20 protein-coding genes are annotated in these 21,459 nt (G+C 66.2%); 12 read left to right on the top strand and 8 right to left on the bottom strand.

Annotated features, from left to right (window positions below):
• Positions 1-32 precede the first annotated feature (32 nt).
• Entirely contained in the window at positions 33-980 is a 948-nt protein-coding gene (locus AC07O3_RS18450; protein ID WP_307615021.1) for a YihY/virulence factor BrkB family protein, read from the top strand.
• Here the strand turns inward: AC07O3_RS18450 and AC07O3_RS18445 are convergent.
• Together AC07O3_RS18445 and AC07O3_RS18440 are read right to left on the bottom strand one after the other, a co-directional pair.
• Positions 928-1,686 carry a 3-hydroxyacyl-CoA dehydrogenase gene (locus AC07O3_RS18445; RefSeq protein ID WP_354337767.1) on the bottom strand — a complete coding sequence of 253 codons (759 nt, stop codon included), beginning with the start codon at positions 1,684-1,686 and terminating at the stop codon, positions 928-930. The two genes, AC07O3_RS18450 and AC07O3_RS18445, sit on opposite strands and share 53 nt — an antisense overlap.
• Positions 1,687-1,816: 130 nt before the next feature.
• On the bottom strand, positions 1,817-2,368 hold the full coding sequence (locus AC07O3_RS18440; RefSeq protein WP_093077725.1) for a phasin family protein: 552 nt from the start codon (positions 2,366-2,368) through the stop codon (positions 1,817-1,819).
• A gap of 229 nt (positions 2,369-2,597) precedes the next feature.
• Between AC07O3_RS18440 and AC07O3_RS18435 the strand changes: the two genes are divergently transcribed.
• Entirely contained in the window at positions 2,598-3,044 is a 447-nt protein-coding gene (locus tag AC07O3_RS18435; protein WP_093051245.1) for an acyl-CoA thioesterase, read from the top strand.
• Between the two features lie 33 nt (positions 3,045-3,077).
• Here the strand turns inward: AC07O3_RS18435 and AC07O3_RS18430 are convergent, their stop codons facing one another.
• Positions 3,078-3,485 (bottom strand): hypothetical protein, encoded by a 408-nt coding sequence (locus tag AC07O3_RS18430; RefSeq protein WP_093051242.1) that lies wholly within the window; start codon positions 3,483-3,485, stop codon positions 3,078-3,080.
• Between the two features lie 48 nt (positions 3,486-3,533).
• The gene (locus tag AC07O3_RS18425) at positions 3,534-3,767 is read right to left on the bottom strand and encodes a CsbD family protein (protein ID WP_093051239.1); all 234 of its coding nucleotides are present in this window, start codon (positions 3,765-3,767) and stop codon (positions 3,534-3,536) included.
• A gap of 178 nt (positions 3,768-3,945) precedes the next feature.
• Here AC07O3_RS18425 and pncB point away from each other — a divergent pair, with 178 nt between their 5' ends.
• The 8 genes from pncB to AC07O3_RS18385 all read left to right on the top strand — a co-directional run bounded on the left by pncB (position 3,946) and on the right by AC07O3_RS18385 (position 13,049).
• The gene (gene pncB / locus AC07O3_RS18420) at positions 3,946-5,166 is read left to right on the top strand and encodes a nicotinate phosphoribosyltransferase (RefSeq protein ID WP_093051236.1); all 1,221 of its coding nucleotides are present in this window, start codon (positions 3,946-3,948) and stop codon (positions 5,164-5,166) included.
• Positions 5,167-5,203: 37 nt separating this feature from the next.
• Complete coding sequence (locus AC07O3_RS18415) at positions 5,204-6,622, top strand: sodium:proton antiporter (RefSeq protein ID WP_093051233.1); 1,419 nt, start codon at positions 5,204-5,206, stop codon at positions 6,620-6,622.
• Between the two features lie 25 nt (positions 6,623-6,647).
• On the top strand, positions 6,648-7,628 hold the full coding sequence (locus AC07O3_RS18410) for a 2-hydroxyacid dehydrogenase (RefSeq protein WP_489013486.1): 981 nt from the start codon (positions 6,648-6,650) through the stop codon (positions 7,626-7,628).
• A gap of 20 nt (positions 7,629-7,648) precedes the next feature.
• Positions 7,649-9,034, top strand: a complete 1,386-nt coding sequence (locus AC07O3_RS18405; protein WP_093077718.1) for a DNA recombination protein RmuC — start codon at positions 7,649-7,651, stop codon at positions 9,032-9,034.
• Positions 9,031-10,194: an MFS transporter gene (locus tag AC07O3_RS18400; RefSeq protein ID WP_093077717.1), complete on the top strand. Its 1,164-nt coding sequence runs from the start codon at positions 9,031-9,033 to the stop codon at positions 10,192-10,194. The genes AC07O3_RS18405 and AC07O3_RS18400 overlap by 4 nt, the downstream gene beginning before the upstream one ends.
• Positions 10,195-10,306: 112 nt before the next feature.
• Positions 10,307-11,836, top strand: coding sequence for an MFS transporter (locus AC07O3_RS18395; protein WP_495339987.1), 1,530 nt, complete (start codon positions 10,307-10,309; stop codon positions 11,834-11,836).
• 83 nt (positions 11,837-11,919) lie between these two features.
• Positions 11,920-12,375: a hypothetical protein gene (locus tag AC07O3_RS18390; protein WP_093051851.1), complete on the top strand. Its 456-nt coding sequence runs from the start codon at positions 11,920-11,922 to the stop codon at positions 12,373-12,375.
• An 8-nt stretch (positions 12,376-12,383) separates the two neighbouring features.
• Entirely contained in the window at positions 12,384-13,049 is a 666-nt protein-coding gene (locus tag AC07O3_RS18385; RefSeq protein WP_440531992.1) for a TetR/AcrR family transcriptional regulator, read from the top strand.
• A gap of 12 nt (positions 13,050-13,061) precedes the next feature.
• On the opposite strand, the gene AC07O3_RS18380 is transcribed toward AC07O3_RS18385, so the two are convergent.
• The 3 genes from AC07O3_RS18380 to earP all read right to left on the bottom strand — a co-directional run bounded on the left by AC07O3_RS18380 (position 13,062) and on the right by earP (position 15,851).
• Positions 13,062-13,925, bottom strand: coding sequence for an LOG family protein (locus AC07O3_RS18380; RefSeq protein ID WP_093051216.1), 864 nt, complete (start codon positions 13,923-13,925; stop codon positions 13,062-13,064).
• Positions 13,926-14,045: 120 nt separating this feature from the next.
• Positions 14,046-14,600 carry an elongation factor P gene (efp, locus tag AC07O3_RS18375; protein ID WP_007830687.1) on the bottom strand — a complete coding sequence of 185 codons (555 nt, stop codon included), beginning with the start codon at positions 14,598-14,600 and terminating at the stop codon, positions 14,046-14,048.
• Between the two features lie 171 nt (positions 14,601-14,771).
• Positions 14,772-15,851 carry an elongation factor P maturation arginine rhamnosyltransferase EarP gene (earP, locus tag AC07O3_RS18370; protein ID WP_495339986.1) on the bottom strand — a complete coding sequence of 360 codons (1,080 nt, stop codon included), beginning with the start codon at positions 15,849-15,851 and terminating at the stop codon, positions 14,772-14,774.
• A gap of 86 nt (positions 15,852-15,937) precedes the next feature.
• On the opposite strand from earP, the gene AC07O3_RS18365 reads away from it, so the two are divergent.
• Positions 15,938-17,380, top strand: coding sequence for a M20/M25/M40 family metallo-hydrolase (locus AC07O3_RS18365; protein ID WP_093051210.1), 1,443 nt, complete (start codon positions 15,938-15,940; stop codon positions 17,378-17,380).
• Between the two features lie 21 nt (positions 17,381-17,401).
• On the opposite strand, the gene AC07O3_RS18360 is transcribed toward AC07O3_RS18365, so the two are convergent.
• Complete coding sequence (locus AC07O3_RS18360; protein ID WP_495339985.1) at positions 17,402-19,345, bottom strand: gamma-glutamyltransferase family protein; 1,944 nt, start codon at positions 19,343-19,345, stop codon at positions 17,402-17,404.
• Between the two features lie 142 nt (positions 19,346-19,487).
• Between AC07O3_RS18360 and uvrC the strand changes: the two genes are divergently transcribed.
• On the top strand, positions 19,488-21,452 hold the full coding sequence (gene uvrC, locus AC07O3_RS18355) for an excinuclease ABC subunit UvrC (protein ID WP_093051205.1): 1,965 nt from the start codon (positions 19,488-19,490) through the stop codon (positions 21,450-21,452).
• Positions 21,453-21,459: the final 7 nt, after the last annotated feature.

Below are 21,459 nucleotides of genomic sequence, written 5' to 3'. Positions count from 1 at the left end.
GACGGCATACTGAAAGCGACCGGAATCCATGCATGACGACGCCCAAACCCCTGCAACACATCGCGCCGCTGCTGCGCCACCCCCTGAGATTCGCCTGGGATGCGCTCAAGGAATTTCGCGCCAACCAGGGGCTGCTGCTCGCAGGGGCGGTGGCGTACTACGCGCTGCTTTCCATCGTGCCGCTGCTGATCGTGAGCGTGATCGCGCTGTCGCACGTCATCGAGCAGGCCGAACTGCTGCGCACCATCGGACAGTACCTGGGCTGGCTGCTGCCGGGGCAGTCGAAAGCCATCGTGGCCGAACTGTCGAGCTTCCTGGACCACCGCGACGTGCTGGGGCCGGTGCTGCTGGTGACGATGCTTTTCTTCAGCTCGCTGGCCTTCAGCGTGCTCGAAAGCGCCATGGCGGTGATCTTTCACCACCGCAGGGCTGACCACAAGCGCCACTTCCTGGTGTCGGTGGCCATGCCCTACATCTACATCCTGTGCCTGTGCGTGGGGCTGCTGCTGGTTACGCTAGTGTCGGGCGCGTTGCAGCTGGTGGGACGGGAAAGCGTCGACCTGCTGGGGCGCAGCTGGTCGCTGTCGGGCGTTTCGGGGCTGCTGCTGTACCTGCTGGGGCTGGGCGGCGAGATCTTCATGCTGACCTCGCTCTACCTCGTGATGCCGGCCGGGCGCATGTCGCTGCGCCATGCGCTGCTGGGCGGCGTGACGGCCGCGCTGCTGTGGGAGGCCACGCGGCGCGTGCTGATCTGGTACTTCTCGACCTTGTCGCAGGTGAACGTGGTCTACGGTTCGCTCACCACGGCCATCGTGGTGCTGCTGAGCCTGGAGATCGCCGCCACGCTGGTGCTGCTCGGGGCCCAGGTGATCGCGAACTACGAGCGCCTGGACCGCACCGGCAGCGCGAAGCCGCCGGCTTCCGAGGTCAGCGGGGAGCCAATCGAATCGCTCCGTCCAGGCGAATCACCTCGCCGTTGAGCATGTCGTTCTCGATGATGTGCTTCGCCAGCTTGGCGTAGTCCTCGGGCGTGCCCAGGCGGGAAGGGAAGGGCACGCTGGCGGCCAGCGCGTCCTGCACTTCCTGAGGCATGCCGAACAGCATGGGCGTGCCGAAGATGCCGGGGGCGATGGTCATGTTGCGGATGCCGCTGCGCGCGAGGTCGCGGGCGATGGGCAGCGTCATGCCGACCACGCCGCCCTTCGAGGCGCTGTAGGCCGCTTGGCCGATCTGCCCGTCGTAGGCTGCGACAGAGGCGGTGGAAATCAGCACGCCGCGCTCGCCCGTGGCTTCGGGCTCGTTCTTGCCCATGGCGTCGGCCGCGAGCCGGATCATGTTGAAGCTGCCGATCAGGTTGACCGTGACGGTCTTGCTGAACACGGCCAGCGCGTGCGGGCCATTCTTGCCCACCGTCTTCTCGGCCGGCGCAATGCCAGCGCAGTTGACGAGGCCGACCAGCTTGCCAAGCTTGAGTGCGGCGGCCACGGCCGCCTGGCCGTCGGCTTCCTGGCTCACGTCGCACTTGACGAGCACGCCGCCAATTTCCTTTGCAACGGCTTCGCCCTTGTCAGCCTGCATGTCGGCGATCACCACCTTGGCGCCGTTGGCGGCCAGCATGCGCGCCGTGCCTTCGCCGAGGCCCGAAGCGCCACCGGTCACGATAAAAACCTTGCCATCGATCTGCATTGAAGTCTCCTGGATGAGACCGGCATTATCGAAGACGCCCCGCCAGGCCAAAAAAAAGGCCTCATCCGAGGATGAGGCCCTGAATTGGATCCGTGAGGACCCAAGGAGACAACTGGTGGTGGTCGGCGGCTTAGCGCTTGCGCGAAGCGGTCGCGGTCTTCGCGGCGGCAACGGCTTGGGTCGACACGGCGTTGAAGTTGGCTTCGGCGACGTCCGACGCTTGCTTGACGGCCTTTTGAACCGATTCGAAAGCGTTGTTGGCGGCAGCCACGGCGCTCTTCAGCACGGCAACGGCGGTTTCCGAACCGGCGGGGGCGTTCTTGGAAGCGCTGTCGACCAGGCCGACGAAGGCTTGCTGGGCTTCAGCAGCCTTGGCTTCGAAAGCCTTGGAGAACTCGGCGCCGGTGCCTTGGGCGATGTCGTACAGGTGACGGCTGTAGGCAGCGGTCTTTTCAGCCAGGGGCTGGAACAGGCTGGCTTGCAGCGTCAGCAGTTCTTGTGCGTCCTTGACGCTCAGGGCAGCCTGGGCGGTGTTCTGGGCTTCGGCCAGGGCGGCCTTCGAAGCGGTCACGTTCAGTTCGACGAGCTTCTCGACGCCTTCGAAAGCCTTGGTGGTCAGGCCGAACAGGGTTTCGAGGTTTGCTTTTTGGGCGGCGAGGATTTGGTCAGCGGTCAGGGCCATTTGGGATCTCCAGAAGGGATGATTGAGTGGTCGGTTCACGTTGCGCTGTCTCGCCGTCTATGTTGCGGTGCAGCATGGCCTCAAGTATAGGCAGCTGAGTTTTGCGATCAAGGGGTTTTTGCTGCCCTGCAGCAATTTAGAAGCCGTCTTCTAAATTCGGCCGCCGGGCGGGCCCGTTCAAGTCCAAAGCCGCCTTCGACGGCAACGGCCGCTGGCAAAATGCCGCGCGATGAGCAGCGCACCCACCAAACCCACCCCGCACGTACGCAGCAGCTACAGCGCGTTCCGCAGCATCCCGACGCGCTGGGCCGACAACGACATGTACGGCCACGTCAACAACGTCGTCTATTACAGCTGGTTCGATACGGCGGTGAATGCTTTGCTGATCGAGCGCGGCGCGCTCGACATCCACCAGGGCCAGGTCATCGGCTTCGTGGTGGAGACGCAGTGCAACTACTTTGCGCCGATCGCGTTCCCGCAGACGGTGGAAGCGGGCATCCGGGTGGCCCAGGCGGGCCGATCGAGCGTGCGATACGAGATTGCGTTGTTCGCCGAGGGGGCAGACACCGCCGCGGCGCAAGGCCACTTCGTCCACGTCTACGTGGACCGCGCCACGCAGCGGCCGGTGGCGCTGCCCGAGGCGCTGCAGCGGGTGGTCGATTCGCTCAGGAACTGACCTGAGCAACCGAGGCCGCCCGCCGCGAAGACCTTACATGGCCTTCTTCATGGCCTTGATGTCGGCCTTGCCTTGGGCTTCATCCGCCTTGGCCTGCTTCACGCATGCGGTCTTGGCTTCGCCCTTCTGGTCGTCGCACTTTTCCTTCGCGACTTCGTAGGCGGCCTTCACCTTCTCTTCAGCCACGTTGCGGGCGTGGCTGTCGCTCGGCTGGTACTGCTGCTCGAGCTCCGCCTTGGCAACGTCTTCCTTGCCCTTGGCTTCCTTCTGGCAGACGTCCTTGGCGTTGTCCTTCATCGTGTCGCACTGGGCCTTGGCGACCTTGTAGTCGGCCTCGATCTTTTCCTTGGCGACCTTGTATTCGTCCTTGGTCATGGCGCTGGCCTGCGTGGCCACGAAGCAGGTGGAGGCGAGAGCCAGCATGAGGAGGTGCTTTTTCATGGTTGTTTTCCTTCGGGGAGTTGATGAAATCGAGGGGGCGCTCAGCGCTCAGTAGCGTTCGAACCAGAGCGCGTCCGGCGAGCGGCCGTCGCGCGATTCCCAGTCCTTGACCTGCTTTTCGGCTTCCTCGCGGCTGATGCCGTGGCGTTCCTGGATGCGGCCGAGCAGCTGGTCGCGCTTGCCGGCGATGACGTCGAAGTCGTCGTCCGTCAGCTTCCCCCATTGCTCCTTGACCTTGCCCTTGAGCTGTTTCCAGTTGCCTTCGATGGTGTCCTTGTTCATGCGAATCTCCTTTGAGACAGTTGATTCGACGGGCTGTGTTCGCCGCCGTGAAATCACTGTCGCGGGGCTGATTCACCCTCCCGGTAGGACGTGCTGTTCAGGCCCCGTAGGCAGAGGCCGACGCGCCCCGTGATAATCGAACGGCCGCCGAAAAGTTTGAGACACCGCGCCCAGCACCATGATCATTCACAGCCTGCTCGACACCGACCTCTACAAGTTCACGATGATGCAGGTGGTCCTGCATCACTTCCCGGGGGCCCGGGTCGAGTACCGCTTCAAGTGCCGCAACCCCGGTGTCGACCTGGCCCAGTTCGCGGGCCAGATCCGCGACGAGGTGCGCAGCCTCTGTTCGCTGCAGTTCCGCGATGCCGAGCTGTCCTACCTGCGCTCGATGCGCTTCATCAAGAGCGACTTCGTCGACTTCCTCGGGCTCTTCCGGCTCAACGAGAAGTACATCAACATCATTCCCCAGCCCTCGGGCGAGCTCGAGATCCGCATCAAGGGGCCATGGCTGCACACCATCCTGTTCGAGATCCCGGTGCTGGCCATCGTCAACGAGGTCTACTTCCGCAACACGCAGAAGAAGCCCGACATCGCCGAAGGCCGCCGCCGTCTCGAAACCAAGATCGCGCAGCTGCAGGACGCTGGCCTCGCCGACCTGAAGATCGCCGACTACGGCACGCGCCGCCGCTTCTCGAAGGACTGGCACGAAGAGGTGCTGCGCACTCTCACCGCCCGTCTCGGCGCCGTCACCTCGCCGCCGGTGCAGGCACCGCCCGGCACGCGGCTGCCGCAGCTCGCGGGCACCAGCAACGTGCTGTACGCCATGAAGCTCGGCCTGATCCCGCTGGGCACCATGGCCCACGAATACCTGCAGGCCTGCCAGGCGCTCGGCCCGCGGCTGCGCGACAGCCAGATCTTCGGTTTCGAGAGCTGGGCGCGCGAGTACCGCGGCGACCTGGGCATCGCACTGTCCGACGTGTACGGCATGAGCGCCTTCCTGCGCGACTTCGACCTGTACTTCTGCAAGCTCTTCGACGGCGCGCGGCACGACAGCGGCGACCCGTTCCAGTGGGGCGAGCGCATGCTGGCGCACTACATCGCCAACCGGGTCGACCCGCGCACCAAGACGCTGATCTTCAGCGACGGCCTCACGGTGCCGCGCACCATCGAGCTGTACCAGCAGTTCCGCGGCCGCTGCCAGCTGGCCTTCGGCATCGGCACCAACCTCACCAACGACCTGGGCTACGAGCCGCTGCAGATCGTCATCAAGATGATCCACTGTAACGACCAGCCGGTGGCCAAGCTGTCGGACACGCCGTCCAAGAACATGTGCGAGGACGAAAAATACCTGGCGTACCTGCGCCAGGTGTTCGAAATCGAACAACCTCCGGCTTGAAGGCTGTACTGACCTGTCTGGTACGGTACAGCCCCCCATGCAAAAAACGATTCGACTGAAGGCGGCCGCGGTGTCGCTGCCGCTGCTTTTTCTTCCCGCCCTGGCCTCGGCCGCCGACTTCGACGGTGGCAGCCTCTCGCCGCTGTGGGGCGTGCCGTTTGCCGGCATCCTGTTGTCGATCGCGCTGTTTCCGCTGCTCGCGCCTGCGTTCTGGCACCACCACTACGGCAAGATCTCTGCCGCCTGGGCGCTGGCATTCCTGCTGCCCTTTGCCGCGGCCTTCGGCGTACAGCTTGCCGGTGTTCAACTCGTGCATGCGCTGGTGGCCGAGTACATCCCGTTCATCATCCTGCTGACGGCGTTGTTCACCGTGGCGGGCGGCATCCACATTCGCGGCAACCTGCATGGCGCACCCGGCCTCAACACGGCGATCCTCGCCATCGGCGCGGTGCTTGCGAGCTTCATGGGCACCACGGGCGCATCGATGCTGCTGATACGGCCGCTGATCCGCGCCAACGACAACCGCGTGCACAAGGTGCATGTGATCGTGTTCTTCATCTTCATCGTGTCGAACGCGGGCGGTGCGCTTACGCCGCTGGGCGATCCGCCGCTGTTCCTGGGTTTCCTGAAGGGCGTGGGCTTCTTCTGGACCGCGCAGAACATCCTGCCTGAAACCTTGTTCATCCTCGGCGTGCTGCTGGCGCTGTTCTATGCCATCGACCGCCACTACTACCGTAAGGAAGGCGTGATGCCGGTCGATCCGACCCCCGACACGCCCGGCATCGGCTTCGACGGCGCTGCCAACTTCTGGCTCCTGGGCGGCGTGGTCGCGCTGGTGCTGCTCAGCGGCTTCTGGAAATCACCCGTGGCCTTCGACGTGTTCGGCACCGAGGTCGGCCTGCCGGGGCTGGTGCGCGACGTGGGGCTGGCGTTGATCGCGGTGGTCTCGTACAAACTCACCGCGCCCAAGGTGCACGCCGACAACCAGTTCGAGTGGGAGCCCATGGCCGAAGTGGCCAAGCTGTTCGCAGGAATCTTCCTGACCATCATCCCGGTGATCGCGATGCTCAAGGCCGGCACGCAGGGCCCGTTCGGTGCCATCGTCTCGGCCGTGACGCGCGCCGACGGCCAGCCCGATCCGGCGATGTACTTCTGGGCCACCGGCGTGCTGAGCTCCTTCCTCGATAACGCTCCGACTTACCTGGTGTTCTTCAACACCGCGGGCGGAGACCCGGCGGCGCTGATGACCACCTACGCCTCCACGCTGGCTGCCATTTCGGCTGGCGCAGTGTTCATGGGCGCCAACACCTACATCGGCAACGCGCCCAACCTGATGGTCAAGGCCATCGCCGAGAGCCGCGGCGTGCGCATGCCGAGCTTCTTCGGCTACATGGCGTGGTCGGTGGCCATATTGGTTCCGCTGTTCGTCATTTGCACCTTCATCTTCTTCCGCTGACCTTCCTTCGCAGAGAGACAACATCATGAGCAAGCCCAAGATCCTGGTCGCGCGCGCGATCTTTCCCGAGACCATCGAACGCCTGTCGCAGCATTTCGAGGTCGAGTCGAACCAGTCGGACGAGAGCTGGAGCAAGGAACAGCTGATTGCCAAACTGCAGGGCAAGCAGGGCGCCTTCACCACCGGCAGCGAGCGCATCGACGCCGCCGTGCTCGACGCCTGCCCCGACCTGAAGATCTGCGCCAACATGGCCGTGGGCTACAACAACTTCGACGTCGATGCCATGGCCGCGCACGGCGTGCTCGGCACCAACGCGCCCGACGTGCTGACCGAGACCACCGCCGACTTCGGCTTTGCACTGCTGATGGCCACGGCACGCCGCATCACCGAGAGCGAACACTTCCTGCGCGCGGGCAAGTGGCAGAAGTGGAGCTTCGACATGTTCGCGGGCTCCGACATCCACGGCTCGACGCTGGGCATCATCGGCATGGGCCGCATCGGGCAGGGCATTGCCAAGCGCGGCGCGCACGGCTTCGGCATGAAGGTGATCTATCACAACCGCTCGAAGCTCGACGCGGCGCTCGAAGCCGAATGCAAGGCCAGCTACGTGAGCAAGGAAGAGCTGCTCAAGACGGCCGACCACGTGGTGCTGGTGGTGCCTTACTCGCCGGCTTCGCATCACACCATCGGTGCGGCCGAGATCGCGCTGATGAAGCCGACCGCCACGCTCGTCAACATCGCGCGCGGCGGCATCGTCGACGACGCGGCCCTGGCCGTGGCCCTGCGCGAAAAGCGCATTGCCGCCGCTGGCCTCGACGTGTTCGAGGGTGAGCCCAAGGTCCACCCTGACCTGCTGACCGTGCCCAACGTGGTGCTGACACCGCACATCGCCAGCGCCACCGTGCCCACGCGCCGCGCCATGGCCGACCTTGCTGCCGACAACCTCATCGCGTACTTCGGCGGCAAAGGGCCGCTGACGCCCGTGACGCCAGTGCCCGGCAAATAGGCAGAGGCGATACCGCAACCTTGGACACTTCACTGGTTCTTATTGCACTGGCCGTACTCGCGGTCATCCAGCTCGTGCTGGTGATCTGGCTGCTGGCCCGCCAGCAAGCCCCGGCCGACCACAGCGACCTGCTGCGCGTGCTGGCCGCGCTGGGCTCGGCCAACGAACGCACCGAGCGCGAGCTGCGCAACGACATCGGCGAAAGCTCGCGCGGTGCGCGGCAGGAAACCGCACAGGCCTTCGCCACCTTCCAGCAGGCGCTGGTGCAGCAGGGCGCCGAGGCCACGCGCACGCAGAACGCGCAACTCGATGCCTTCTCGCTGCAGCTCGCGTCACTGCAGAAGACGCTGGCCGACACGCTCAACACCCAGCTGCAGGGCCTGAGCGAATCGAACGCACGGCGCCTGTCGGAAGTGCGCGAGACGATGGAAACGCAGCTCGCGCAGCTGCAGCAGACCAACGCAGCCAAGCTCGACGAGATGCGCAAGACCGTCGACGAGAAGCTGCAGAGCACGCTCGAAGCGCGCCTTGGCGAAAGCTTCAAGCAGGTGGCCGACCGGCTCGAGCAGGTGCACAAGGGCCTTGGCGAAATGCAGACGCTGGCCGTGGGCGTCGGCAGCCTGCAGCGCGTGCTGACCAACGTGAAGACGCGTGGCATCTTCGGCGAGGTGCAGCTCGAAGCGCTGCTCGAACAGGTGCTCACGCCCGACCAGTACGCCAAGCAGATAGAGACCAAGCCGCGCAGCGGGCAGCGCGTTGACTTCGCGATCCGCTTTCCGGGCCGCGGCGATGACGGCGCGCCGGTGTGGCTGCCCATCGACGCCAAGTTCCCGCGCGACGACTACGAGCGGCTCATCGATGCGCACGAACGAGCCGATGCCGGGGGCGCCGAGCTGGCTGCCAAGGCGCTCGAAGCGCGCATCCGCACCGAGGCCAAGTCGATTGCCGACAACTACCTCGCGGCCCCGCACACCACCGACTTCGCCATCCTCTTCCTGCCCGTCGAAAGCCTCTACGCCGAGGTGCTGCGCCGGCCCGGCCTGATGGATGCGGTGCAGCGCCAGCATCGCGTGACGCTGGCCGGCCCGACCACCTTGCTCGCGATGCTCAACAGCCTGCACATGGGCTTTCGCACCCTGGCGCTGGAGCGGCAGGCGTCCGAGGTCTGGAAAGTGCTGGGCGCGGTGAAGACCGAGTTCGAGCGCTATGGCGAATGGGTCGCGCGCATCAAGGAGCAGGTGGCCAAGGCCTCGGACACGCTCGACAAGGCCGATACGCGCGCCCGGCAGATGCGCCTGGCGCTGCGCAAGGTCGAGGCGCTGCCCGAGGCGCAGGCCCAGGCGCTGCTGCCGCCCACGGCTGGCACTGACGCCGAATCCGACAGCGAGGGCGAAGACACCCCGTGAAAGGCTCCGAACTGTTGCGTGTCATCGGCGCCCAGGTGTGCCTGCACGCCACCATGGCCGGCATGCGGCTCGCCACGCCGCTGCTGGCACTTCAACAGGGGTACAGCGCGCTGGCGGTCGGCGTGCTGATCTCGCTGTTCGCGCTGACCCAGGTTTTTCTCGCCTTGCCGGCAGGGCGTTTTGCCGATCGATACGGCTTCAAGCGGCCGCTGTGGCTGTCTGTCATCGCGGCGGTTGTCGGCGCGGGGCTGGTGGTGATCTTCCCGATCTTTCCGGTGATGTGCGTCGCGGCCCTGCTGACCGGCGGCGCCACGGGAGCGACCGTCATCGCGCTGCAGCGGCACGTGGGGCGCTCGGCCACCGACCCGACACAGCTCAAGCGCGTTTTCAGCTGGCTCGCCATCGCGCCGGCCGTGGCCAATTTCGTGGGGCCGTTCCTGGCCGGCATGCTGATCGACCATGCGGGCCGTGCGCCTGCGGACATGCTCGCGTTCCGCATCTGCTTCGCCGTGATGGCGGCGCTACCCATCCTCTGCTGGATGCTCGCACGCGGCGCGCACGAGCCGCCGCCCACCGCCCCCGTGGCGGGCGCCAAGCCGACGCGCGCCTGGGACTTGCTGCGCGAGCCGATGTTCCGCCGCCTGCTGTTCGTGAACTGGCTGCAGTCGTCGAGCTGGGACGTACACGCCTTCGTGCTGCCGGTGCTGGGGCACGACCGGGGCATCAGCGCTTCGGTGATCGGCTCGATCCTGGGCGCCTTCGCCATCGCGGCGGCGGTCATCCGCGTGGTGCTGCCGGTGATTGCGTCGCGAGCATCGGAGCGCAGCGTGATCCTGAGCTCGACGGCGGTCACGGCGATGGTGTTCGCGATCTATCCGCTGCTGGACTCGGCCTGGACTATGGGCATCTGCTCGGTCGTGCTCGGGTTTGCGTTGGGTGCGGTGCAGCCGATGGTGATGAGCATGCTCCACCAGATCACGCCGCACACCCGCCATGGCGAGGCGCTGGGCCTGCGGCTCATGACCATCAATGCGTCGAGCGTGGCAATGCCGATGTTGTTCGGCTCGCTCGGCGCGCTGATCGGCATCGGTGGCGTGTTCTGGGTGGTTGGGGGCGTGGTGGCCATTGGTGCGCGCGCGACCTGGGGTCTCAAGGTCTGATGGGGCGAGGGCGCCAAATCCACGTTTCAAATGCGATTAATTCTCATCTGGTTGACAATTTACTGACTTGAAGTCAGTATCGGCGCCTTCTTCAACGACCTTGAAGGCATCCATGGACTCCCCCATTCAGGCTGCGGCCGACCCGCGCCGCCGTCTCGCGCTGGTTGCCGCGGTGTACCTCGGCAGCTTCATCGCCACGCTCGACGTGAGCATCGTCAACGTCGCGCTGCCCACGTTGCAGCGGGCGCTTTCCACCGACCTCGCCGGGTTGCAGTGGGTGATCGACATCTACGCGCTGTGCCTCTCTGCCTTCATGCTGTCGGCGGGGCCGCTGGGCGACCGTTACGGCCGCAAGCGCGCGTGGCTGGCCGGCGTGGCTGTGTTCACCATCGGCTCGGCAATGTGCGCGATGGCCGGCAGCCTGCCGATCCTGCTGGCGGGCAGGGCGGTGCAGGGCGTGGCCGGCGCGCTGATGATTCCAGGCGCGCTGTCGCTGCTGGCGCATGCGTTTCCGGAGCCGGTCGCGCGGGCGCGGGTGATCGGCGGCTGGTCGTCGTTCTCGGCGCTGTCGCTGGTCCTCGGGCCGTTGCTCGGCGGGCTGCTGGTGGACCATGCGGGCTGGCAGAGCATCTTCGTCATCAACATTCCGATCGGGCTGCTGACGGTGGGGCTGGGGCTTTGGGGCATCAAGGAAAGCTCGCATCCCGAGCATGCCGCGCTCGACCCGGTCGGCCAGGTGCTCAGCGTGCTCTGGCTGGGCGCGCTGACCTATGGGCTGATTGCAGCCGGCGAGCATGGCTGGGGTTCCGTGCAGGCCGCGAGCGCACTGGTGGCGGCCGCCATCGGGCTCGCGCTGTTCCTGATGGTGGAGGCGCGCGTGGCGCGGCCATTGCTGCCGCTCGGGTTGTTCCGCGATGCGCGCTTCTCGGTCACCAATTTCGCGTCGTTCGTGCTCGGGTTCTCGGCCTACGCCAGCCTGTTCTTCTTCTCGCTGTTCCTGCAGCAGGTGCAGGGCTGGTCGCCCAGTGACACCGGCTGGCGGCTGGTGCCGCAGTTCGTTGCAACCGGCGTCGTGGCCTCGCAGTTCGGCCGTCTCGCGAAACGTTTCGACGTGCACACGCTGATGGTGGCGGGCTACGGGCTCATCGGCGGCGCGATGCTGCTGCTGACGCTGTTCTCCGCTGACACGTCCTATGTGTTGCTCGCGCTGCTGTTCGTGTTCCTCGGCGCGGGCACCGGCCTTGCCGTGCCGGCCACGAGCACGGCCGTGATGGCGTCGGTGCCGGCACAGCGTTCGGGCATGGCCTCGGCCACGATGAACGCGCTGCGCCAGGCCGGCATGCTGATCGGCATCGCGCTGCTCGGCACGCTGATGAGCACACGCGCCACCTCGCTGCTTGCCGATGCGCTCGGGCAGGCGGGCCTGGCCAACGCGCGGCAGGCTGCCGCTGCGGCAGTGGGCAGGCACGACTTGAGCGCGCTGAGTTCGCTCGATGCGTCCACCGCGCACAGCCTCCTGACCAGCGCGCTGGCCGGTGGCTTCCACGCCGCCGTGGCTTGCGCCGGCATTGCCGGCCTGCTGGCGGCGGGGCTGCTCGTGAGCGTGCGGCCCCGCGCCGCCGCCTTGCCCGCGCGCGCCTGAGGCTTCGTCCAGCCATGCCCGCCGCATACGTGCCGGTGCGCTTTCGTGCGCGTCTTCGTTCGATTTTTTCCAAGGAGCTTTTCATGACCCATCACGAACTCAGCCAATGGCCCCTCGTCATCAGCGTCTCGGCCGGGCTTCAGACACTCGAAGGCATGCAGGCCTTCACCGAGGACTGGAACCGCTGGCTCGACCGCGGCGAACCCTTCGCCTCGCTGCGCGTGTTCGCCGACGCCGATGCGCTGGCCCACCCCGAAGGCAGCGCGCAGAGCGCCAGGCAATGGCTGCAGGAGCGCGGCGCCGACATCCGCAGCCATATGATGGGCATGGCGAGCGTGGTGCCCGCCGACCAGTACGAGAAAATGCGCAAGATGAATGTCGAGAAACTCTTCGGCGTGCCCGCCAGCATCTTTGCCGACGCCGACGACGCACTGGTGTGGCTCGGCGAGCGCGTAATGGCGCCGCGCGGCCTGCCTTTCGATCTGGCGGCTGTGCGTGCGGCGATCCGCTCGGCCCGCCTGGCGGCAGCCGTTTCCTGAGGCAGCCGATGGTCAAGAGCAGCGACACCGTCACGATTCCAACATCTCCCGAGGGAGAGGCCGCGCCCCGCCGCCGCACCAAGGCACCCGAAACGCGCGCCGCCGCGTTGATGGACGCCGCCGAGCGTCTCTTCATCGCAAAGGGCATTGCCACCACCAGCATCGACGACATCGCGGCCGGCGCGCAGGTGGCCAAAGGCACCTTCTATCTGTACTTCCCGTCGAAGGAGGCGATGCTCGGCGCACTGCAGCAGCGCTTTGTCGACACCTTCTGCGCGCGGCTGCAGGAGGCCATGGACCGCCATCGGCCCGACAACTACCACGAGCGCCTGAAGGCCTGGGTCGAAACGGGGCTCGAAACCTATCTGGACAACGTCGCCTTGCACGACGTAGTGTTCCACGAGTACCGGCCCGAAGACCGCCGCATGCGCAACGACAACGCGGTCATCACGCAACTGGTCGGGCTGCTGAAGCAGGGCGATGCCGCCGGCTTCTGGGACGTGGAGGATGCGACCCTCACCGCTGTGATCCTCTTCAATGCGCTGCACGGCGTGGCCGACGACGCGGTGGCGGTGGGGCAGACCGGTGAGGCGGAGCGCAAGCGCCGCGCGCGCACGCTCACGAGATTCCTCGAGCAGGCTCTGCATCCGGCCGAGGATGACAGCGCCGACTGAATCAGACGCAACTCAGAGCTTGTAGAAGCGCTTGATTGCGCTCCACGCGTCTTCCGGCGCGTCGACGTACTCGAAGAGCTTCACGTCGCCCGGCGAGATCACGCCCTCTTCGACCAGGAAGTCGAAGTCGATCAGCCGCTTCCAGTAATCCGAGCCGAACAGCACGATCGGCACCGGCTTCGACTTCTTCGTCTGCACCAGCGTGATCACCTCGAAGAGCTCGTCGAGCGTGCCGAAGCCGCCCGGGAACGCCACCAGCGCCTTCGCACGCATCATGAAATGCATCTTGCGGATGGCGAAGTAGTGGAACTTGAAGCTCAGCGCCGGCGTGACGTACGGGTTGGCTTCTTCTTCCATCGGCAGCGCGATGGCCAGGCCGACGGAGAGGCCGCCGCCCTCGTGCGCGCCGCGGTTGGCCGCCTGCATGATGCCGGGGCCGCCGCCGGTGCAAACGAAGAGCTTGTCCTGCGGCTCCTTGTCGTTGCTGTACTGGGCGACCAGCTTGCCGAAGGCGCGCGCCTTCTCGTAGTAGTGCGAGTTGCGCGCGAGCCGGCGCCAGCGCTCGGACGCTGCTGCGTCACCGCTGGCATCGGCCTGGGCGATCATGGCGGCGGCGTCTTCCTCGCTGCGAAAGCGGGCGCTGCCGAACACCACCACGGTGTTCTCGATGCCATGGGCGCGCTGCTCGATGTCGGGCTTCATCAGCTCGAGCTGCATGCGGATGCCGCGCGTCTCGCGGCGCAGCAGGAACTCGGGGTCGGCGAAGGCGATGCGCGAGGGATCGGGGTCGAGCGGCAGGCCCTGGTCGGCATGGGACCGGAGCGTGGCCCAGGCATCGGCCAGGCGTTTGTCGTGAATGTTGTGCGTGTTGTTCATGGGGAAACCAGACAGAAGTACCTTGGAGATTGTGCAGCGTTGCAACCACCATGCCCACCAAACAAAAAAGGCTCCTTTCGGAGCCTTTTTCGAGGGTGTGGTCAGCGGGGAAGCCGAGACTCAGACGCGCTTGCGGTATTCGCCGGTGCGCGTGTCGATTTCGATCTTGTCGCCTTGCGAGACGAAGAGGGGGACCGGCACTTCGAAGCCGGTGGCGATCTTGGCGGGCTTGAGCACCTTGCCGGAGGTATCGCCCTTGACGGCGGGTTCGGTCCAGGTGATTTCGCGCTCGACGCTGGTCGGCAGTTCGACCGAGATGGCCTTGCCGTCGTAGAACACCACTTCGACAGCCATGCCGTCTTCGAGGTAGTTCAGGGCGTCGCCCATGTTTTCGGCTTCGACTTCGTACTGGTTGTAGTCGGCGTCCATGCAGACGTACATCGGGTCGGCGAAGTAGGAGTAGGTGCAATCCTTCTTCTCGAGCACGATCTGGTCGATCTTGTCGTCGGCCTTGAAGACCACTTCGGTGTTGAAGTTGGCGATCAGGCTCTTCATCTTCATGCGCACGGTGGCGGAGTTGCGGCCGCCGCGGCTGTATTCGGTCTTGAGGACGACCATCGGGTCCTTGCCGTGCATGATGACGTTGCCGGCGCGGATTTCTTGAGCGATTTTCATAACAGGGTCTCTGGATGTTGGCCGCTCGGTGCACGGGGCCATCGGCGACCGTCTCGATTATTTGGACGGTTGCCGCTATGTCTGGCCCCGCGGTACAGGTCCCGCGGCAGGTTTAGCGGAGAGCATCTCGGATCGATGAGATCCGGGCCGAAATCCGCAAAGCCCACTATTTTAGCTTTTTTGGGCGATCAGTTTCCGCAGTTGCGTGACCAGATCATCCTGCGCTAGCAGCCGCGTGCGGGCATCCAGGGCCGTTTCGCGCCACGGGCCCTGCGTTTCCGGTGCGGGCAGGGCACCGCCACCGAAGCCGTTCCAGGCGTGGTGAAAAAGCCGCAGCGAGGGCGGGGCGCCGAGCCAGTCCAGCCAGGCATTCAGCTTGACGTGGTGGGCATCGTCGTCCTGCGGGTAGATCTGCCAGACCAGCGGCGCGCCGGCCCAGAGGGCGCGCACCAGCGAATCTTCGCCGCGCACGAAGTTCAGGTCGCAGGCCCACAGCAGGTGGTCGAAATCGGGCTGCGTGAGATGGGGAAGGTATGAAATTGATAGCGCACCGCGCCCGTGGGGCAATGGCGTGCTCGCACAGCATGCCTGGACTGCCTGCGTGGCACGGCCCGCCGTCACCAGCAGGCGCGTGGGCTCTGGGCCTTCCGCCAGCCGGGCCAGCAGGGCGGCCAGCGCCGGCGGCTCGTAGCAGAAGAGTGACACCAGCCGCTCGTGGTTCTGCCACGGGATCTGCTGTGCAGCCAGCCACTGCGTGCGGTCGAAACGCGCCCGGCGTTCCATCAGATGGGGTTCCCGTAGCAGTCCTCCCGTAGCGGGGGTGAAGCCCGGATAGAAGAATCGCTTCGTCAACCCGGCGCCAGGGCCCTTGAACACCGGCGAAGGCAGCCCGTGAAGCCGTTCCACATACGGCTCGGCCGACAGGTATTCGAGGTTGATCCATGCAAGGCCCGGCCCTTCGGCAAAGCGGGCGATCAGTTCCGGCGCCGGCTCGCAGCCGAAGGCTTCGATCAGCACATCGGGCGCCGGCCCTGCCACGGCCGCCTGAAGTGCGGCGGGATCAAGCCAGTCGATCACCTCCACGCCGTCACGGCCCGAAGGTGCCATCCAGAGCAGAGCCGATGCGTCGTCGACCCACAGCCGCGCGCGTTCACCAATCGCTGCCAGCTGGCAGGCCAGCCGCCAGCAGACGCCGAGGTCGCCATGGTTGTCGATGACTTTGCAGAAGATGTCCCATTGCCTGGATTGCATGGCCGCGAGTGTGCCTGTCTTCGACTGCCGGGCCGCTGGCCGTGCTTGCTATGCTGACGGCACAACCACCACCGGAGAGAGAACCCATGAGGATGCAGACCCGTCGCCGCTCGCCCCTGTCCTTTCGTTCCGCGAGAACCGTGCTCGCCCTGTCGCTGGCCTTGTGCGGCATGGCCGGTGCGTCGGCCCAGACTTCGGCTCCCGCGCTCACGCCGCAGCAGCAGCGCTTTCACGACATCTACAAAGAGCTGATCGAGATCAACACCACCCATTCGGTGGGCGACAACACCGTGGCGGCGCGCGCCATGGAAAAGCGCCTGGTCGATGCTGGCTTCGCGCCCGGCGACGTCCAGATCTTCGAACCCTTCCCGAAGAAGGGCAACCTGGTGCTGCGCTTCAAGGGCGACGGCAGCAAGAAGCCGCTGCTGTTGCTGGCCCACATCGACGTGGTCGAGGCCCGCCGCGAAGACTGGAAGACCGATCCCTTCAAGCTGCAGGAAACCGGCGGCTACTTCACCGCTCGCGGCGCCATCGACGACAAGGCGATGGCTGCGGCACTGGTCTCCGTGGTGGGGCAACTGAAGCAGGAGGGCTTCAAGCCCAAGCGCGACATCATCCTCGCGCTGACTGCCGACGAGGAGCGGGGCGATGCGCTCAGCAACGGCGCCTTCTGGCTCATCAACAACAAGCCCGAACTGCTGCAGGCGGAGTTCGGCATCAACGAGGGTGGAGGCGGCGAGCTGCGCGGCGGCAAGCCGAACCTGCACCGCATGCAGGTGGCCGAGAAGATGTACACCACCTACATGCTGGAGGCGCGCGACGTGGGCGGCCACAGCTCGGTGCCGACGAAGAACAATCCGATCTACGCGCTGGCCGCGGGCCTGGAGCGCTTGGGCAATTTCAGCTTTCCGGTGAAGCTTGCGGACGTCACCAAGACCTACTTCGCGCGCAGCGCACCGTTCGCCACCGGCCAGCTGGCCGACGACATGCGCGCGGTGGGCAGCGGCAATCCCGATCCCGCAGTCATCGAGCGCATGTCGGCCAACCCGGCCTACAGCGCACAGTTCCGAACCACCTGCGTCGCGACGATGGTGCAGGCCGGCCACGCGGAGAACGCGCTGCCGCAATCGGCCAAGGCCACGGTCAACTGCCGCATCCTGCCGCACGACGACCCCGAGGAAGTGGAGCGCCTGCTGACCCAGGCCATCGGCAACGACAAGATCGTGGTGCGCAACCTGGGCAAGCCGCTGCGCAGCCCGGCGTCGCCGCTGAACGGCGACCTCGTGAAGACGGTGGAGTCGATCACGCAGCAGATGTGGCCTGGTGTGCCAGTGGTGCCCGCCATGAGCACCGGCGCCACCGACAGCCGCTTCATGCGCAACGCGGGCATCCCGATGTACGGCGTGACCGGCATGTTCCTGGAGCCGGCCGATGCGCGGGCGCACGGACTCGACGAGCGAATCGAGATCCAGCGGCTGTACGACGGCCGCGAGTTCCTGTATCGGCTGGTCAGCGAACTCGCGAAGTAGTAAGCGGCGCCTTCAAGACCCTCAGGGCGTGAAGGTATCGCCCAGCACGATGCCTTCGCGCCGCGGGTCGGCGCCGCCGGTCAACACCGTCTTGCCACCGACGCTGGTGCGGATGACGGTGCTCACGCCGCTGGACTGCGCCGATACAGACACCTTGTGACCGAGCCCGATCAGGCCGGCGACCAGCGGATCGTTGAGGCCCGAGTTCGTCGCGTCGATGTTCGGATGCTCACCGCCGACGTTGGTGGTCGCGCTGTTGGAGGCGCCGAAGTCGACCAGTGAGGTGGCCTGCTGTGCGTCGAGCCCCCAGTCGAGCGCGCCGACCACCGTCTTCACGACGAACTGGATGATGGTGCCGCCGCCGGGCGAGCCGGTGCCCATGACGAATTCGCCCATGCTGCCGTCGCTCTGCTTCTTGAACACCAGCGTCGGCGCCATCGTGCTGCGCGGGCGCTTGCCCGGCGCGACGCGGTTGGCCACCTTGATGCTTGGGTCGACCGTGTCGTTCGGATTGGCCGAGAAGTCGGTGAGCTGGTTGTTCAGCATGAAGCCCTGCGTCATGTGGAACGAGCCCAGCGGCACCGCGCCCAGGTTGCCGGCCTGCGCGACGCCCATGCTCTTCGTCAGGCTGATGAGGCTGGCGCGGCTCTGCAGGTAGGGCTTGTTGATCATCGTGTCGACCGAGCCGCCCGGCAGCGGGACGAAGTCGGTGTCGGCCACGTACTTGTCGCGGTCGGCGTAGGCCAGGCGCTCGGCCTCGCTCACCAGGTGCACGCCCATCACGGTCGGCTTGCCGCCTTCGATGTCGATGGCGGTCGGCTTGTACAGGCCCATGTTGAAGGTCTCGAGAATGCCCAGGCTCGCCACTACCGCGATGCCGCCCGAGGACGGCGGCGACATGCTGCACACGTAGTAGTCGCGGTAGGTGCCGCAGACCGGGTCGCGCCGCTTGGCCTTGTAGTTGGCCAGGTCGGTTAGCGTGGTCATGCCGGGCGTGATGGCCGAGCCGTCGTTCGCGGCGGTGGTGATGCCGATCTTGTCGACGATGCCCTTGGCGACGTCGCCCGTGTAGAAGGCGTTGGCGCCCTGCGTGGCGATGGTGGTCAGCGTCTTCGCGTAAGCCGGGTTCTGCAGCCGCGTGCCCAGCGCCTTTGGCGTGCCGTCGGCGTTGAAGAAGTAGGCCGTGGCTTCGGCGTCGCGCTTCAGGCTCGTGGCCGACGACGAGATGGCGGCGGCCATGCGTCCGCCGATCAGGAAGCCGTCGGAGGCCAGCGTGATGCCGTAGCCGAACAGGTCTTTCCACGGCAGCTTGCCGTGGTCCTGGTAGGCGAGGTCGAGCATGCGCACTGCGCCGGGCGTGCCGATGGAGCGGCCGCTGGCGCGCGCGCCACCGGGCAGGGGCGGCGTGGTGTCGGCACCGGTCGGGTCGATGTAGCGCAGGTAGTTCTCGTTGGCGGCTGCAGGCGCGGTTTCGCGGCCGTCGTAGGCCTGCACTTTCTTGGTCGCGGCGTCGTAATAGAGCATGAAGGCACCGCCGCCCAGGCCGCTGGATTGCGGCTCGACCAGGCCCAGCACGGCCTGCACGGCCACTGCCGCATCGACGGCGCTGCCGCCGGCCTTCAGCACGTCGCAGCCGGCGCGGGTGGCGAGCGGATGGTTGGCCACCACCATGTAAGTCTTGGCATACACCAGCTTGTGGCCCGGCGCATAGCCCGACGCCGCCTCGGGTGCAGCCGGGTCGCCTGCGTCGCCCGAGCCGACCACCACGGATGAATTGCCTGCCGAGGTGAGGCAGCCGTTGTCGGGAGCGGGCGGCTGGTTGGCCGCGTTGATCGCGGCGATGGTTGCAAGAATCGTCGCCGTGTCTCGGGCGTCGTTTCTGGAGGCGCCACCACAGCCCGCCAGGCCCAGCGAGAGGGCGATGGGCGAGAGCGCCCACCAGACGCGTCTGTTGTTTTTGTTCATGTGGATTTCCCGGGTAGGTATGTTGAAAAACCACGGGCGCTCCTCGCGCCCGTAGCCATCTTCAGCACATTCCATTCCAGCAACGTCGGGGTTTGCGCGCAGGCGGGCGCCGCACCGCGTGCCGCGCGCCACAATAGCCGCCATGTCAGACGTGCATTCCGATCAATTGCTAAGCGAAGTCGCGGCCCTGCCGCAGCTGCCCGGCGTCTACCGCTATTTCGATGCGGCGGGCGCGGTGCTCTACGTGGGCAAGGCGCGCAACCTCAAGAAGCGGGTTGCCAACTACTTCCAGAAGAGCCACGGCGGCACCCGCATCGGCCACATGATCTCGAAGATCGTGCGCATGGAAACCACGGTGGTGCGCTCCGAGGCCGAGGCGCTGCTGCTCGAAAACAACCTGATCAAGACGCTCAAGCCGCGCTACAACATCCTGTTTCGCGACGACAAGAGCTATCCCTATCTCAAGATCGCCTCGCACCAGTTTCCCCGGCTGGCCTACTACCGCGGCGCGGTCGACAAGAAGCACCGGTACTTCGGGCCGTACCCGACCGCCTGGGCGGTGAAGGAATCGATCCAGCTGCTGCAGAAGGTGTTTCGCCTGCGCACCTGCGAGGACACCGTGTATGCCAACCGCACGCGGCCTTGCCTGCTGTACCAGATCAAGCGCTGCAGCGGGCCGTGCGTCGGCTACATCGCGCCCGAGGCCTATGCGCAGGACGTGGCCAGCGCCGAAGCCTTCCTGATGGGCGACACGCAACTCGTGCTCTCGAAGCTCGAACAGCGCATGACGGCACACGCCGAGAAGCTCGAGTTCGAGCAGGCGGCCGAACTGCGCAACCAGATGTCGGCCATCTCGCGCGTGCTGCACCAGCAGTCGATCGAGATCGCGTCCGACAAGGACGTGGACATCCTGGCTGTGAAGGTGCAAGGCGGCAAGGCCTGCGTGAACCTCGCGATGGTGCGCGGCGGCCGGCACCTGGGCGACCGGCCATACTTTCCCGTGCATGTGGAAGACGCGGCGCAGATCCATCACGGCGAACTTGACGACGATGGAGACGATGCGCCGCCCGTTGCCGCAGACCCCATCGAAGTGCAGGTGCTCGAGGCCTTCATCGCGCAGCACTACATCGACGTGCCCGTGCCGGCCACGCTGGTGCTGAGCGAGCAGGTGAGCCGCGAGCTGATCGAGGCGATTTCGCAGCAGGCCGGCGCGCGCGTGACGGCGGTGTTCCAGCCGCACGAGCAGCGCCGGCACTGGCTGGAAATGGCCGAGACCAATGCCAAGCTGCAGCTGGCCCGGCTGCTGGCCGAAGAGGGCTCGCAGCAGGCGCGCACGCGCGCGCTGGTCGATGCGCTCGAATTGGCATCGGACGACCTCGACAACTTCCGCGTCGAATGCTTCGACATCTCGCACACCGCGGGCGAGGCGACGCAGGCCTCGTGCGTGGTGTTCGAGCACCACACCATGCAGAACCGCGAGTACCGCCGCTACAACATCGAGGGCATCACGCCTGGCGACGACTATGCGGCCATGCGCCAGGTGCTGCATCGTCGCTACGGCAAGCTGGCAGAGGCCATGGCGGCCGAGACCGATGCCTTGCCTCCAGGCGACGCCGAAAGCGACGACACAGACGCGCCGCCGAAGCCCCGGACCGCACGCATGCCCGACCTGGTGCTGGTGGACGGCGGCAAGGGGCAGGTGTCGATGGCGCGCGAAGTGTTTGGCGAGCTGGGTCTGCCGCTGTCGCTGATCGTCGGGGTCGAGAAGGGCGAGGGCCGCAAGGTCGGACTCGAAGAACTCGTGTTCGCCGACGGCCGCGAGAAGGTCTACCTGGGCAAGGACTCGGCCGCGTTGATGCTGGTGGCCCAGATCCGCGACGAGGCGCACCGCTTCGCCATCACCGGCATGCGGGCCAAGCGTGCGAAGGTACGCGTCGGCGGCAGCCAGCTCGAAGACATTCCGGGCATCGGGCCGAAGCGGCGTGCGCGGCTGCTGCAGCGCTTCGGCGGCATCCGGGGCGTGGCTGCTGCGAGCGTGGAAGACATCGCGTCGGTCGAGGGCATTGCCTCCGACCTGGCGGAGGAAATCTACAAGGCGTTGCATTGAGGGCGTG

The organism is Variovorax sp. GW821-FHT09D05 (genome assembly GCF_059416325.1).
The sequence above is the reverse complement of the archived record's forward strand: the minus strand, read 5'-3'. Positions and strand labels throughout refer to the sequence as shown.